We start from the raw sequence: 13,035 nt of genomic DNA on the forward strand, positions 1-13,035 counted from the left end.
ACGCGACGGTGGCCTCATGGATCGCCTCGAGAGCCCCGTCCCGTACGGCACCGCCGTCTCCGCCGACGACACCCACACCCTCCGCTACGTGCTGAGCCTTCCCCAGGCCGTGGAGGACGTCTGGAACGCGGTGGCCACCCAGGAGGGCCTGCCCGGCTGGCTCGCGGCCGCCGACCCGTTCGTACGGCGCGAGGGCGGCGCGATCACCCTGCGCTGGCAGAACACCGACGAGCACGGCACCGCGACGGTGGCCCCCGGCCAGGTCACCGGCTGGGGCCCGACCCGGCTGGCCGAGTACACCGTCGCCGTGCACGGCCGGATCCGCTTCGAACTCCAGCCGGCCGCCGGACCCGGCGCCTCCGGCACCCGCCTGCGCTTCACCAACGAGATCAACGGCTCGCCCTCCTGCCGCCTGGACTGCCTGGCCGGCTGGCACCACCACTTCGAATTCCTCCTCGACGCCCTGGCCGGCCGCCGCAAGGACTGGTCCGCCTGGAACCTGGACCGGTGGCGGGAACTGCGCGCGGACTACGCGAGGGCGGGGGTCTCCGCGGGCGCCGGGTAGGGGCGCTCTTCGGGGAGCAGGGCGGCCGCGGCCGCCGTGTCGCCCTGGCGTACGAGGTGGTGGATCTCGTGGGCGAGCGGGGTCACGTCGCGGATGGCGAGCGTCCACTCGTCGGCGTAGCGGCGCGACGCCTCACCGGCCAGGCCGAGCTGGAGCGAGCGGTACGGCAGCGGCGACAGGCGCAGGTCGCGCTCGGGATCCCACTGGATGCGGGCGGGGCAGGCGCGCAGCTGCCGCTTCCAGGCGTCCCGGTCGGGGTGGACGGCGGGGTCGTAGTGCGACAGGCAGGCGTTGCGCAGCGCCCAGTCGAAGCCCGCGCGGTCGATCTCGACGGCGAGGACGCGCTCCTGGCCGGGCTTGGTGGCCCAGCCGCAGCGGTACATCATCCACAGGAACGACGGCTTGATCCACGTCATCCGGTCCCGCTTCCAGGCGGGCGGGAAGCGGCCGTCGCGGGCGGCGGGCAGGCCGAGGGACGGGCCGTACGCCTGGTAGACGGTGACGGTGGTGCCGGTGTGGGCGGCGCGGACACGGCGCGCGGGCTCGGGGGCGGGCTGGTCGGTGTCGTGGTGCATGGGGCGTCAGTCTGGGGGCCCGGTGTCCGCAGCGGCCACTGAATTTGCGGGGGCGGGGATGCCCTGCGCGTTGATGGCGTTCAACTGGCCGCGCAGGTACGTGTGGGAGTCCGCCAGCGGTCCGACGCGGGTGCCCGGGTCGCACTCGTAGAAGTAGACCAGCGACATCAGCTCTTCGGTGGGGACGTCCGGCGGGGGCGGCAGCACCCGGTGGCGGCCGGAGCGCCAGCGGCCGTCGGTCCAGTACGCCATCAGGTCGCCGATGTTGACGGTGAGGGAGCCCGGTACGTACGGGGCGTCCTGCCAGCCGGTGCCGCCGTGCGCGGGGTCGGTCCAGATCTGCAGGCCGCCCTTGCCGTACTGCCGGTCCAGGACCGTGACCGTGCCGAAGTCGGTGTGCGGGCCGATGCGGAACTGGCCGGGCAGTGCCTCGCCCACCGTCTGCGTGCCCGGATACCAGTTGATGTTGAAGCCCCAGGTGGGGTGCGAGGTGTGCCGGGTGAAGCGGTCCGGCGCGGCGCCGAGCGCGGTGGCGAGGAGTTCGAGGAGCTGGTCGGAGAGGGCGCGCATCGAGGCCAGCAGGTCCTGGACGTCGGTGCGCAGGGCGGGGACCTGGTGGGGCCAGATGTTGGGCAGGAACCACTCCGCGTCGACGGCCGGGACGCCGGTCGGCTCCTCGGAGGCGAAGGACAGCGACTCCTTCAGGTCCGGCGGGGTCGCGGTGCCTTCGGCGGCGCCGTTGGCCTCGGCGCCGGGGCCGAGCCAGCCGCGGCCGCCGACCTCGGTGGCGTACGCCTGCTTCGCCGCGGCGGGCAGCGCGAAGAACGTACGGGCGGTGGCGCGGACGCGGTCGCGCAGCTCCTGGCCGATGCCGTGGCCGGTGACGAGGAGGAAGCCGGCGGCGCGCAGTCCGGCGTCGACGGCCTCGGTGATGCTCCGGCGGGTGGCCGCGTCGCCGTCCCGCCAGCGGGCGAGGTCGACGGTGGGGACAGCAAAGGCGGGAGATACGGGAGAGGCGGGAGACGCGGGCGGGGTGGGGTCGGGGCCCGGGGGCTCACTCATGGCCGATGTCCTCGTTCCACAACGCGGGCCGGGCCGCGATGAACTCGCGCAGCAGCGTCCTGCATTCCGTGTCGTCCAGCAGCACGATCCGAATGCCGCTCTGTGCCAGCCAGTGGTGCCCGCCGTGGAAGGTGCGCGCCTCGCCGATCAGGACGTGCGAGATGCCGAACTGGCGGATCAGGCCGCAGCAGAACCAGCACGGGGCGAGGGTGGTGACCATCGTCGTGCCGCGGTAGTCGCGGCGGCGGCCCGCGGCGCGGAAGGCGGTGGTCTCCGCGTGCGCGGACGGGTCGCCGTCCTGGACGCGCCGGTTGCGGCCGCGTCCGAGGACGGTGCCGTCGGCGTCGTACAGCGCGGCGCCGATGGGGATGCCGCCCTCCGCCAGTCCGGCCCGTGCCTCGGCGAGCGCCGTCGCCAGCATCTCCCGCTCCCGGTCCTTCACGACGGCCACTCTCCTCGCCTCGGGACGGCCGGGCAACGCGTGGGACGTGATCAGGCCGGTGTGTCCGGAGCGCGGGGGAGCGCCGACCGGCGGGCGTCAGCCCTTCGGCGGCGGGTTGTTCCCCTCGCCGTCCGCCGAACCGTTTTCCTTGCGCCGCAGCTCTTCCTCGCGGCGCCGCAGGTCGGCTTCCCAGTCCTTCAGGCGCGCCTCGTCCTTGCCGCTCTCCGCCTGCTGCGTCTCGTCCTTGCGGCCCTCGTTCTTGCGGCCTTCGTCCTTGAGCGAGCGCAGGAAGTCGGGGTTGTCGTCCGGCGCCACCCACTTCTGGGCCGGGCCGCGCGCGCCGCGGGGCCACGGCGCGCCGCCGCCGGCGTGCTCGCGGCGGGGACGGCCGGCGACCAGCCAGGCGACCGGTCCGATCAGCACCTCGCCGAACAGCAGGATGATGAAGACCCAGGCGATCTTCGGCAGGCCGCGTACCTGGTTCTCCGGCGTGTTCAGGCAGTCGATGAACGCGTAGATCCACAGCGCCAGGATCAGAAGGAACGGCAGATACCTGAGCATTGCGGAAGCAGCCCCCCTGAGCTGACGGGCGGGCCTCGGCGGGGCCCGGTGACCCGTCCAGGGTAGTGCGTACCGGATACTGGACCGCATGGCTTATGACGACCTTCGCTCGTTCCTGCGCGCGCTCGACCGGGAGGGCGACCTCAAGCGGATCAAGGCCGAGGTCGACCCGCACCTGGAAGTCGGCGAGATCGTGGACCGGGTGCAGAAGTCCGGCGGGCCCGCGCTGCTCTTCGAGAACGTCAAGGGCTCGTCGATGCCGCTGGCGATGAACGTCTACGGCACCGACCGCCGGCTGCTCAAGGCGCTCGGCCTGTCGTCGTACGACGACATCAGCGACAAGATCGGCGGGCTGCTCAAGCCCGAGCTGCCGCAGGGCTTCGTCGGCGTGCGGGAGGCGTTCGGCAAGCTCGCGAACATGACGCACGTACCGCCGAAGAAGGTCAAGGGCGACGCCGCCCCGGTCCAGGAAGTCGTGCTGCACGGCGACGACGTCGACCTGGACCGGCTGCCCGCGCTGTTCACCTGGCCGCAGGACGGCGGGTCGTTCTTCAACCTGGGCCTGACCCACACCAAGGACCCGGAGTCCGGCGTACGCAACCTGGGTCTCTACCGCCTCCAGCGCCACGACAAGCGCACCATCGGCATGCACTGGCAGATCCACAAGGACAGCCGCAACCACTACCAGGTGGCCGCCAAGCGCGGCGAGAAGCTGCCGGTCGCCATCGCCTTCGGCTGCCCGCCGGCCGTGACGTACGCCTCCACCGCGCCGCTGCCCGGCGACATCGACGAGTACCTGTTCGCCGGGTTCGTCCAGGGCAAGCGGATCGAGATGGTGGACTGCAAGACCGTCCCGCTCCAGGTCCCGGCCAACGCCGAGGTCGTCCTGGAGGGCTGGCTGGAGCCGGGCGAGATGCTGCCGGAAGGCCCCTTCGGCGACCACACCGGCTTCTACACGCCGCAGGAGCCGTTCCCCGCGCTGACCATCGACTGCGTCACGATGCGCAAGCGGCCGCTGCTCCAGTCGATCGTCGTCGGCCGGCCGCCGACGGAGGACGGGCCGCTGGGCCGGGCAACGGAACGGTTCTTCCTGCCGCTGCTGAAGATCATCGTGCCGGACATCGTGGACTACCACCTGCCCGAGTCGGGCGGCTTCCACAACTGCGCGATCGTCTCGATCGACAAGAAGTACCCCAAGCACGCCCAGAAGGTCATGCACGCCATCTGGGGCGCGCACATGATGTCGCTGACCAAGCTGATCATCGTGGTCGACGCCGACTGCGACGTGCACAACCTGCACGAGGTGTCCTGGCGGGCCCTCGGCAACACGGACTACGCGCGGGACCTGACCGTCGTCGAGGGGCCGGTCGACCACCTCGACCACGCCTCGTACCAGCAGTTCTGGGGCGGCAAGGCGGGCATCGACGCGACGCGGAAGCTGCCCGAGGAGGGGTACACGAGGGACGGCGGCTGGCCGGAGATGGTCGAGTCGGACACCGCGACGGCGGCGAAGGTCGACCGCCGCTGGAAGGAGTACGGGTTCTAGACATGAGCGCCGATTCAGCGACACCGGATCTGTTCGCCCCGGAACCCGCACCGCCCGGCAGGATCAAGGCGTTCCTGCGCCTGGTGATGATCGAGCACTCGGTCTTCGCGCTGCCCTTCGCCTACATCGCCTCGCTGACCGCGATGCACCAGGTGGACAGGACCGTCCACTGGGTCGAGCTGCTGCTGGTCACGGTCGCCATGGTGGGGCTGCGGACGTTCGCGATGGCCGCCAACCGCATCATCGACCGGGAGATCGACGCCCGTAACCCGCGCACCGCGGGCCGCGAGCTGGTCACCGGCGCGGTGTCCGTACGGTCCGCCTGGACCGGCGCGCTGATCGCCGTGGTGTTCTTTCTGGGCGCCGCGGCCCTGCTGAACCCGCTGTGCCTGATGCTGGCGCCGATCGCCGTGATCCCGATGGTGGTCTACCCGTACGGGAAGCGGTTCACGAACTTCCCGCACGCGATCCTGGGCCTCGCCCAGGCGATGGGCCCGGTCGGCGCGTGGATAGCCGTCACGGGGTCGTGGTCCTGGGACGCGGTGATCCTCGGGGTCGCCGTGGGCGTCTGGATCGGCGGCTTCGACCTGATCTTCGCCTGCCAGGACGTCCAGGCGGACCGGGCGCACGGCGTGAAGTCCGTACCGGCCCGCTTCGGCATCCCGGGGGCACTGCACGGCGCCCGCGCCTGCCACGCCGTCACCACGGCCCTGCTGGTCTGGTACGCGCTCGCCACCCACGCCGGAGTCTTCTTCTGGCTCGGCCTGGTGATCGTCATCGGCGCGTTCCTCTACGAGCACACCATCGTGCGGCCGCACGACCTCTCCCGGCTCAACCGGGCGTTCTTCCAGGTCAACGGGTTCATCGGGATAGCGCTGTTCGGCTGCGCGCTGCTCGACCTGTTCGTCCGCGGCCTGACGCTCTGAGCCTGCGGGCCTACGGGACCGGCCGGGCCCGCTCGCCGGGTGTCCGCGCGGCCGGGCGCCGCCGGAAGACGAACGCCGCGAGCACCCCGCCGGCCAGCCCGAAGAGGTGGCCCTGCCAGCTGATGCCGCTCTCGGTGGGCAGCGCGCCCCACAGGAGCGAGCCGTAGACCACGGCGACCAGCGCGCCGAGGCCGATGTCCAGCGGCTTGCGGTCGGTGAAGCCGCGTATCAGCAGGTAGCCGAAGAGGCCGAAGACGACGCCGGAGGCGCCGGCCGTGTTGCTGCCGGCGGGGGCGGTCAGCCAGACGCCCAGGCCGCTGGTCAGGGTTATCAGCAGGGCCACCCCGGCGAACCGGCGCAGGCCGCCCCGGAACGCGGCGAGGAAGCCGAGCAGCAGCAGCGGCAGCGTGTTGGCGGTCAGGTGGTCGAAGCCGAAGTGGATGAAGGCGGCGGGCAGCACGTCGGCCAGCTCGCTCAGCTCGCGCGGCCGTATGCCGAAGGTGTCCAGCGCGTTGCCGGACGCGGTGTCGGCGATCTCCAGGGCCCACAGCAGCGCGACCCAGCCCAGCATCAGCGCGGCGGCGGGCTTCGCGCGCTCCAGTGCTCGCGTCATCATCTGCGGCCCCTCCCCTTCCCCGTTCACTGGAACAAACGGCCGTGCGGGGTCCGATGGTTCCGCCGGATAGGCTCGAACCGTGGAACCGCAGGACAACAACCCCAGTCAGCCCGGTGTCACAAGGCCCGGCGGGCGCTCCGCCCGGCCGGCCGCCGGGTCAGCCGACGTGCCCCGCCGCCCTTGGGTGGTGGGTGTCTCCGGCGCGTCCGGCACTCCGTACGCGGCGTCGGCGGTACGCGGCCTGCTCGCGGCCGGCGAGGCGGTGGACCTGATCGTCAGCCGGGCCTCGCGGCTGACGCTGCTGGACGAGACGGGTATCTCCTTCCGGGACGCGCACTGGCGCGCGGACCTGCGGGAGTGGCTGGCGCGCGGCGCGGACGGCAAGCCGGGCACGTTCGGCATCACGGAAGCGGACCTGGACCTGGTGCGGTACTGGCCGGCCGGTGATCTCGCCGCGGGGCCGTCGTCGGGTTCATACCCCGTCAAGGGGATGCTGATCGTCCCGGCGAGCACGGCGTGTGTGGCCGGGGTGGCGCTGGGGCTGTCGAAGGACCTGCTCCAGCGGGTGGCGAGCGTGACGCTCAAGGAGCGCAGGAAGCTGGTGGTCGCGGTGCGGGAGACCCCGCTGAACGGGCAGACCCTCAGGCATCTGGTGACGCTGGACGAGGCGGGCGCGGTCGTGCTGCCCGCCTCTCCGGCGTTCTATGCGGGAGCGACGCACATCCAGGATCTGGTGGACTTCGTCGCGGGCCGGGTGCTGGACGCGGCGGGTGTGCCGCACCGGCTCTACCGGCGGTGGGCCGGGGAGCTCGGGTCGGGCTCCAAGGAGGAGAACTAGCGCTTCTTGGAGCCGTTACGGCCGAAGCGGCGCTTGCCCTCGGCGGCGGTGGCGGGACGGTGAGCACGAGAACGATTGGCCAGGTCCTGCAGCTCGCGCATGCGGGCGTAGGCCATCTCGATCGAGTACACGGTGACTTCTCCTGTGAAAGATCGTCTTTGATCAACTGAGATTGACGGTTTACAGGGTCGCAGCCCCTGTATGCCTTAGATTCTACATGGAAAAGCCGGGATTGCAGAGCGAATGGAAGGTCAGGGGCGTATGGATGCCGTAGATAGGCAGCTCATCCAGGCACTGCGGGAGAACGGCAGGGCCTCGTACGCGGAGCTGGGCCGGCTCGTGGGCCTGTCCGGCCCCAGCGTCACCGACCGGATCAACCGCCTGGAGGCGGCCGGCGTGATCACCGGTTACCGCGCCACCGTCGACGCGGCCTCCCTGGGCCTGGGCGTCACCGCCCTGGTCGGCATCTCCCTGTCGGACGCCGCCGACCACGAGGACGTGGCCATGCGGCTGCGCGACCTCGCGGAGATCGAGGACGCCTGGTTCATCGCCGGCGACGACTCGTACATGCTCAAGGTCCGGGTCAGCGACGTGGACGGCCTGGAGCGCACCATCCGCCGGCTCTCCGGCACCAAGGGCGTCTCCCGTACGCGCACCACCATCGTGCTCTCCACCAAGTGGGAGAACCGCGTCGGCGAGCTGCCCGAGGACGCGTAAGAACCCCGGCCCCGGGCCGGTACGGCGGGCTCCCGGCCGTACCGGCACCGGGGCCCGGCGGGGGCCCCGGCCGGGCCGGAAAACGGGGGAGTACGCTCGGTGAAGCCCGATTTTGGCAGAGATATGGGAGGCGGCCGGATGACTGCATCCATGGATGTGGGTCTCAAGCGCGAGCTGGAGGACAAGGTCCGGTCCGGGGAGCGGCTGACCCGTGAGGACGGCATCGCCCTCTACGCGTGCGACGACCTGGCGTGGCTGGGCGGCCTCGCCCACGAGGTGCGCACGCGCAAGAACGGTGACGTGGTGCACTTCAACGTCAACCGCCACCTCAACATGACCAACGTGTGCACCGCCTCGTGCGCGTACTGCTCCTTCCAGCGCAAGCCCGGCGAGAAGGACGCGTACACGATGCGCATCGAGGAGGCCGTCCGCCTCGCCAAGGCGATGGAGAACGAGAACCTCACCGAGCTGCACATCGTCAACGGCCTGCACCCGACCCTGCCGTGGCGCTACTACCCGCGCTCGCTCAGCGCCCTCAAGGAGGCGCTGCCCGACACGGTCTCCCTGAAGGCGTTCACCGCCACCGAGATCCACCACTTCGAGAAGATCTCCGGGCTGCCCGCCTCCGAGATCCTCGACGAGCTGATCGACGCCGGCCTGGAGTCGCTGACCGGCGGCGGCGCCGAGATCTTCGACTGGGAGGTGCGCCAGCACATCGTCGACCACGACACCCACTGGGAGGACTGGTCGCGCATCCACCGCCTGGCGCACGAGAAGGGCCTCAAGACGCCCGCCACGATGCTGTACGGGCACATCGAGGAGCCCCGGCACCGCGTCGACCACGTGCTGCGCCTGCGCGAGCTGCAGGACGAGACGGGCGGCTTCCAGGTCTTCATCCCGCTGCGCTACCAGCACGACTTCGTGGACATGAAGGACGGCAAGGTCCGCAACAAGCTCCAGGCGCGCACCACGATGGCGACCGGCGCCGAGGCACTGAAGACCTTCGCCGTCTCCCGGCTGCTGTTCGACAACATCCCGCACGTGAAGGTCTTCTGGGTCATGCACGGCGTGCAGACCGCGCAGCTCGCGCTGCAGCACGGCGCCGACGACATGGACGGCTCGGTCGTCGAGTACAAGATCACGCACGACGCGGACAATTACGGCACGCCGAACAAGCTCACCCGCGACGACCTGCTGGAACTGATCCGCGACGCGGGCTTCCGGCCGGTCGAGCGCAACACCCGCTACGAGATCATCCGGGAGTACCCGGGCCCGGACGCGGAGCGCCGCGAGGCCCCGCAGCCGATGCGGGTGTGACGTCCGGGACAGGCGGTACGGCGGCGACGGGTTCGACGCGAGGTGATTAGGGTCCGCACCATGGATCTGCGCTTCGACCTGGACCCCGCCGTCACGCCCGCACTGACCGACGGCATCCGGACGCTGTGGGCCGAGGTGTCCAACGCGGGCGGGGCCGTCGGCTTCGTCCCGCCGGTCACCGCCGAGGACGTGCGCCCCGACCTGCTCGCCCACCTGGTGGCGATGTCGGAGGGGCGCGCCCGGCTGATCGCGGGCCGCGACGAGCGGGACGGCCGGGTGCTCGCCACCGCGTTCCTCCACCTCAACCAGCACCGCCTGATGAAGCACTGGCTGTGGGCCTACACCGTGATGGTGCACCCCGCCCTCCAGGGGCAGGGCGCGGGCCGCGCCCTGATGGCCGCCGTCGACGAGGCGGCCCGCGCGACCGACGGCATCCAGGGCATCCGGCTCACCTGCCGCGGCGGCATCGGCGTCGAGCGGTTCTACGCCTCCTGCGGTTACAAGGAGGTCGGCCGGGTGCCGTCGGCGATCAAGCTGGCCGACGACGATTACCGGGACGACATCACGATGTGGCGCGAGCTGGCGTGAGCCCGGGCGGACCCGGGCGAGCCCGGGGGTGTCCCGCTTCCCCGGCAGGGGTCCGAAAAGATCACGAATCGGGCTGTGCTTGACTGGACGCAGACCCTTTCGGTTGTCGTAGTGAAGAAGGTCCGCCCGTGAGTAGCCAGAAGTTCGCCACGCTCCGCTACACCGCCCTGCGTCTGGGGATCTTCGTCGCCTGCTTCGCGCTGGTCTGGGTGCTGGCGTACTTCCACGTCATCCCGCTCGGCGTGGGCAGCTCCAACGCCGTATGGCTGCTGCTGCTCGCGATCGTGATCTCCGCGCCGCTGAGCTTCGTCCTGCTGCGCAGGCAGCGGGACGCGATGTCCGAGCAGATCGTGGCCAAGGTGGACCGGCAGAAGGCCCGCATCGCGGCCAACGCCCGCCAGGAGGACGGCCTCCTGTAGTCCGGGGACACCGCGCCGGCGCTGTGACGCGCCTTACAGCCGACGGATGCCCCGCCGTGGAGAAAACCCCTCCACGGCGGGGCATCACGCGTTTCACACGGCACTCCGGGCGCATCCCGTCCCCCCGACCCAAAGAAAGTCTTTGGGTTCCCCAAAGTTCAAGTGTTAACGTGTTCGACATGAAGACAGCAGCAGCGCACCACCCCACCACGGGCGTCCCGCTCGTGGCGCGCCTGCACGTCGATCTCTGCCGCTGTATGTCCGCGGCCTGTTGCCGCCGCTGACCCCTTCACCGCAGCGGCCGGAGATCCCGTACGGATCGATACGGACCTCCTGTCCCCTGGCGCTGTCCGCCGTTTCCTCACCTTTCGACGCCTGTCTGTCCCCGGAGTGTGTCCGTTGTCCACCACGTCTTCCGAGACCGAGCGGTCGCCCGAGACCGCCAGAACCTCCCGCCGCATACCCAAGGTCCCCTTCTGGGCCCAGATCCTGCTCGGCCTCGTCCTCGGTGTGCTGCTCGGCTGGATCGCCAAGAGCGGCGACATCTCCTGGCTGAAGACCACCCTCGACACCATCGGCAGCCTCTTCGTCCAGCTGCTCAAGCTGGCCGTGGCGCCGCTGGTCTTCTTCGCCATCCTGGTCTCGATCACCAACCTGCGGCAGGTCAACAACGCCGCCCGGCTGGCCACCCGAACCCTGCTGTGGTTCATGGTCACCTCGCTGATCGCGGTCGCCATCGGCATGGCGATCGGCCTGGTCAGCGACCCCGGCGCGGGCACCGGCCTGACCCCCAAGGACGGCAAGCTCCCGCAGCACGCCGGCTCCTGGATCGACTTCCTGACCGGCATCGTCCCCAAGGACGTCATCACGCCGTTCACCGAGCTGAAGGTCATGCAGATCGTCTTCCTGGCGACGGTGGCCGGCATCGCGGCCCTGAAGCTGGGCGACCGTGCCGAGCCGGTGCTGCGCCTGAGCCGTTCCGCGCTGGAGCTGCTCCAGAAGGCCCTGTGGTGGGTCATCCGCCTCGCCCCGATCGGCTCGCTCGGCCTGATCGGTTACGCCATCGCGGACTACGGCTGGGACCTGATCAGCAAGTACGCGACCTTCACCGTCGACATCTACGTCGGCTGCGCGATCGTCCTCTTCGGCGTCTACCCGCTGCTGCTCTCGGTCTTCGCCAAGGTCAACCCGCTGCAGTTCTTCAAGGGCGCCTGGCCCGCCATCCAGCTGGCGTTCGTCTCCCGCTCCTCGGTCGGCACCATGCCGCTGACCCAGAAGGTCACCGAGCGCCTGGGCGTCCCGAAGGAGTACGCGTCCTTCGCGGTGCCCTTCGGTTCCACGACCAAGATGGACGGCTGCGCCTCGATCTACCCGGCCCTCGCCGCCATCTTCATCGCCCAGATCTTCGACGTCGACCTGGGCATCGGCGACTACGTGCTGATCGCCTTCGTCTCGGTCATCGGCTCCGCCGCCACCGCCGGCCTGACGGGCTCCACCGTCATGCTCACCCTCACCCTGTCCACCCTGGGCCTCCCCCTGGAGGGCGTCGGCCTGCTCATGGCCATCGACCCGATCCTGGACATGATGAGGACGGCTACGAATGTGGCCGGGCAGGTCGCCGTGCCGATCCTGGTCTCGGCCAAGGAGAAGATCCTGGACCGCGGCGCGTACGCCCGGGCCGCCGGCGTGGAGCTGGAGGACGGCGCGGTCGGCGACGCCGAGCCGGCCGGGCAGAAGGTGTCGGTACCGGCACCGGCCGGCGTCTAGGAGCGGCTTCCGCCGCGTGGCCGCGGTGATCTGAACGCCGGACGGGCTGGGGACCGCCCCCAGCCCGTCCGGCGTTTCGCGTGCGTTCGGGCCGGTCCGGCTCCGTACGCAGCTCCTCTGCCCCTCAGCCCACCGCCTTCGTATGCGCCAGGATCGCCTCCGCCAGTGGTCCTTGGACCTCCGGGGGCAGGGCGTGGCCCATGCCGGGGATTTCTGCCAGGTGGGCGTTCTGGATCACTTGGGCCAGGTGGTGGGGGTGCGGTGGTGGGAAGACGGGTTCGGCGGGGGCGTTGATGATGAGGGTGGGGATCTGGTTGGCGGCCAGGGCTTCGGTGCGGAGCATGCCGGAGTGGTCGGCGCGCGCGGGGGCGGTGGAGACGTCGTAGCGGCCGGTGTGTTCGATGATCCGGCGTTCCAGGGCGCGGTAGTGGCCGGCGTCGAAGGGGAGCTGTCCGCCGCTGAGGACGCGCCAGTGTTCCACGCGCCGGTCGAGTTCGGCTTCCAGGCCGTGGTCCTCGACGGGGCGGGCCCACATCTCCAGTACCTCGGGTGCGATGCCGGGCAGTTCGGAGACGGGGACGCGGGTGCCGTCGGGGCGGGTGTAGGGGGCGGTGCTCAGCGCGGAGGTGCCCATCAGGGTGGCGCTCAGTACCCGGCCGGGGTGGTCGGCGAGGACGATTTGCGTCAGCATCCCGCCGAGTGACAGCCCCACCAGGTGCGCCCGCTCGACGCCGAGGCCGTCCAGGACGCGGACGATGTCCTGCGCCAGGTCCGTGATGCGGTACGGCTGTTCGTCGAAGGACCAGGTGGAGCGGCCCGTGTCGCGGTGGTCGTAACGGATGACCCGGTGGTGGACGGCGAGCGCGTCCACGAACGGCTCGGGCCAGCCCAGTCCGGAGGCCTGGGCACCCATGACGAGCAGCAGTGGGGGCGCGTCGGCCGGGCCGCGCTGCTCGGTCCACAGGCGCACGCCAGGGGCCGCTTCGATGAATTGCTGGTGCGCCTGGGGCATGGGGCGTTCCTCTCGGACGGCAATGACGAGACGAGGCGTATCGTCTCGTGAGCGGAGCGATCGCGTCAAGGGGCGTGGGGACAA

General features: G+C 70.8%; 15 protein-coding genes and 1 pseudogene. 9 read left to right on the forward strand and 7 right to left on the reverse strand.

Translation table 11 applies throughout. The annotated features are described in order from the left end of the window. Nucleotides 1-16: 16 nt before the first annotated feature. Nucleotides 17-565, forward strand: a complete 549-nt coding sequence (locus tag AB0L45_RS13185) for an SRPBCC domain-containing protein (protein ID WP_365839160.1) — start codon at nt 17-19, stop codon at nt 563-565. Here the strand turns inward: AB0L45_RS13185 and AB0L45_RS13190 are convergent. The 4 genes from AB0L45_RS13190 to AB0L45_RS13205 form a co-directional block, all read right to left on the reverse strand. Continuing rightward, complete coding sequence (locus tag AB0L45_RS13190) at nt 529-1,140, reverse strand: DUF4291 domain-containing protein (protein WP_365839162.1); 612 nt, start codon at nt 1,138-1,140, stop codon at nt 529-531. The two genes, AB0L45_RS13185 and AB0L45_RS13190, sit on opposite strands and share 37 nt — an antisense overlap. A 6-nt stretch (nt 1,141-1,146) precedes the next feature. Further along, nucleotides 1,147-2,202 carry a 2-oxoglutarate and iron-dependent oxygenase domain-containing protein gene (locus AB0L45_RS13195; protein WP_365839163.1) on the reverse strand — a complete coding sequence of 352 codons (1,056 nt, stop codon included), beginning with the start codon at nt 2,200-2,202 and terminating at the stop codon, nt 1,147-1,149. After that, nucleotides 2,195-2,623, reverse strand: coding sequence for a nucleoside deaminase (locus AB0L45_RS13200; RefSeq protein ID WP_365839507.1), 429 nt, complete (start codon nt 2,621-2,623; stop codon nt 2,195-2,197). Before AB0L45_RS13200 ends, AB0L45_RS13195 begins: the two co-directional genes overlap by 8 nt. Before the next feature lie 117 nt (nt 2,624-2,740). Next, a complete protein-coding gene (locus tag AB0L45_RS13205; protein WP_365839165.1) occupies nt 2,741-3,205 on the reverse strand; it encodes a PLD nuclease N-terminal domain-containing protein in 465 nt (154 codons plus the stop codon). An 88-nt stretch (nt 3,206-3,293) separates the two neighbouring features. Here AB0L45_RS13205 and AB0L45_RS13210 point away from each other — a divergent pair, with 88 nt between their 5' ends. After that, a complete protein-coding gene (locus AB0L45_RS13210) occupies nt 3,294-4,751 on the forward strand; it encodes a menaquinone biosynthesis decarboxylase (RefSeq protein ID WP_365839167.1) in 1,458 nt (485 codons plus the stop codon). A gap of 2 nt (nt 4,752-4,753) precedes the next feature. Next, nucleotides 4,754-5,677 carry a menaquinone biosynthesis prenyltransferase MqnP gene (gene mqnP / locus AB0L45_RS13215; RefSeq protein WP_365839169.1) on the forward strand — a complete coding sequence of 308 codons (924 nt, stop codon included), beginning with the start codon at nt 4,754-4,756 and terminating at the stop codon, nt 5,675-5,677. Between the two features lie 10 nt (nt 5,678-5,687). Here the strand turns inward: mqnP and AB0L45_RS13220 are convergent, their stop codons facing one another. Next, nucleotides 5,688-6,293 carry a rhomboid family intramembrane serine protease gene (locus AB0L45_RS13220; protein ID WP_365839171.1) on the reverse strand — a complete coding sequence of 202 codons (606 nt, stop codon included), beginning with the start codon at nt 6,291-6,293 and terminating at the stop codon, nt 5,688-5,690. 166 nt (nt 6,294-6,459) lie between these two features. Between AB0L45_RS13220 and AB0L45_RS13225 the strand changes: the two genes are divergently transcribed. Next, complete coding sequence (locus AB0L45_RS13225; RefSeq protein WP_365839173.1) at nt 6,460-7,131, forward strand: UbiX family flavin prenyltransferase; 672 nt, start codon at nt 6,460-6,462, stop codon at nt 7,129-7,131. Here AB0L45_RS13225 and AB0L45_RS13230 read toward each other — a convergent pair. Continuing rightward, a complete protein-coding gene (locus tag AB0L45_RS13230) occupies nt 7,128-7,262 on the reverse strand; it encodes a hypothetical protein (RefSeq protein ID WP_365839542.1) in 135 nt (44 codons plus the stop codon). The genes AB0L45_RS13225 and AB0L45_RS13230 overlap by 4 nt on opposite strands. A gap of 130 nt (nt 7,263-7,392) precedes the next feature. Here AB0L45_RS13230 and AB0L45_RS13235 point away from each other — a divergent pair, with 130 nt between their 5' ends. The 5 genes and pseudogenes from AB0L45_RS13235 to AB0L45_RS13255 all read left to right on the forward strand — a co-directional run bounded on the left by AB0L45_RS13235 (nt 7,393) and on the right by AB0L45_RS13255 (nt 11,939). After that, entirely contained in the window at nt 7,393-7,848 is a 456-nt protein-coding gene (locus tag AB0L45_RS13235) for an Lrp/AsnC family transcriptional regulator (RefSeq protein WP_003986103.1), read from the forward strand. 150 nt (nt 7,849-7,998) lie between these two features. After that, nucleotides 7,999-9,165, forward strand: coding sequence for an aminofutalosine synthase MqnE (gene mqnE / locus AB0L45_RS13240; RefSeq protein ID WP_365839509.1), 1,167 nt, complete (start codon nt 7,999-8,001; stop codon nt 9,163-9,165). A 30-nt stretch (nt 9,166-9,195) separates the two neighbouring features. Then, nucleotides 9,196-9,753: pseudogene (locus AB0L45_RS13245) on the forward strand (GNAT family N-acetyltransferase); the annotation flags it as partial. A gap of 128 nt (nt 9,754-9,881) precedes the next feature. Further along, on the forward strand, nt 9,882-10,172 hold the full coding sequence (locus AB0L45_RS13250) for a DUF4229 domain-containing protein (protein WP_365839175.1): 291 nt from the start codon (nt 9,882-9,884) through the stop codon (nt 10,170-10,172). Nucleotides 10,173-10,571: 399 nt separating this feature from the next. Continuing rightward, nucleotides 10,572-11,939, forward strand: a complete 1,368-nt coding sequence (locus AB0L45_RS13255; RefSeq protein WP_365839177.1) for a dicarboxylate/amino acid:cation symporter — start codon at nt 10,572-10,574, stop codon at nt 11,937-11,939. Between the two features lie 124 nt (nt 11,940-12,063). Here the strand turns inward: AB0L45_RS13255 and AB0L45_RS13260 are convergent, their stop codons facing one another. Beyond that, on the reverse strand, nt 12,064-12,951 hold the full coding sequence (locus AB0L45_RS13260) for an alpha/beta hydrolase (RefSeq protein WP_365839179.1): 888 nt from the start codon (nt 12,949-12,951) through the stop codon (nt 12,064-12,066). Between the last annotated feature and the right edge of the window lie 84 nt (nt 12,952-13,035).

The organism is Streptomyces sp. NPDC052496 (assembly GCF_040679095.1).
In the GTDB taxonomy this organism is placed as follows: Bacteria; Actinomycetota; Actinomycetes; order Streptomycetales; family Streptomycetaceae; genus Streptomyces.

Coding starts and splice junctions, on each gene's coding strand:
- AB0L45_RS13185 (WP_365839160.1), top strand. CDS start 17: ATGGATCGCCTCGAGAGCCCCGTCCCGTACGGCACCGCCGTCTCCGCC.
- AB0L45_RS13190 (WP_365839162.1), bottom strand. CDS start 1,140: ATGCACCACGACACCGACCAGCCCGCCCCCGAGCCCGCGCGCCGTGTC.
- AB0L45_RS13195 (WP_365839163.1), bottom strand. CDS start 2,202: ATGAGTGAGCCCCCGGGCCCCGACCCCACCCCGCCCGCGTCTCCCGCC.
- AB0L45_RS13200 (WP_365839507.1), bottom strand. CDS start 2,623: ATGCTGGCGACGGCGCTCGCCGAGGCACGGGCCGGACTGGCGGAGGGC.
- AB0L45_RS13205 (WP_365839165.1), bottom strand. CDS start 3,205: ATGCTCAGGTATCTGCCGTTCCTTCTGATCCTGGCGCTGTGGATCTAC.
- AB0L45_RS13210 (WP_365839167.1), top strand. CDS start 3,294: ATGGCTTATGACGACCTTCGCTCGTTCCTGCGCGCGCTCGACCGGGAG.
- mqnP (WP_365839169.1), top strand. CDS start 4,754: ATGAGCGCCGATTCAGCGACACCGGATCTGTTCGCCCCGGAACCCGCA.
- AB0L45_RS13220 (WP_365839171.1), bottom strand. CDS start 6,293: ATGATGACGCGAGCACTGGAGCGCGCGAAGCCCGCCGCCGCGCTGATG.
- AB0L45_RS13235 (WP_003986103.1), top strand. CDS start 7,393: ATGGATGCCGTAGATAGGCAGCTCATCCAGGCACTGCGGGAGAACGGC.
- mqnE (WP_365839509.1), top strand. CDS start 7,999: ATGGATGTGGGTCTCAAGCGCGAGCTGGAGGACAAGGTCCGGTCCGGG.
- AB0L45_RS13260 (WP_365839179.1), bottom strand. CDS start 12,951: ATGCCCCAGGCGCACCAGCAATTCATCGAAGCGGCCCCTGGCGTGCGC.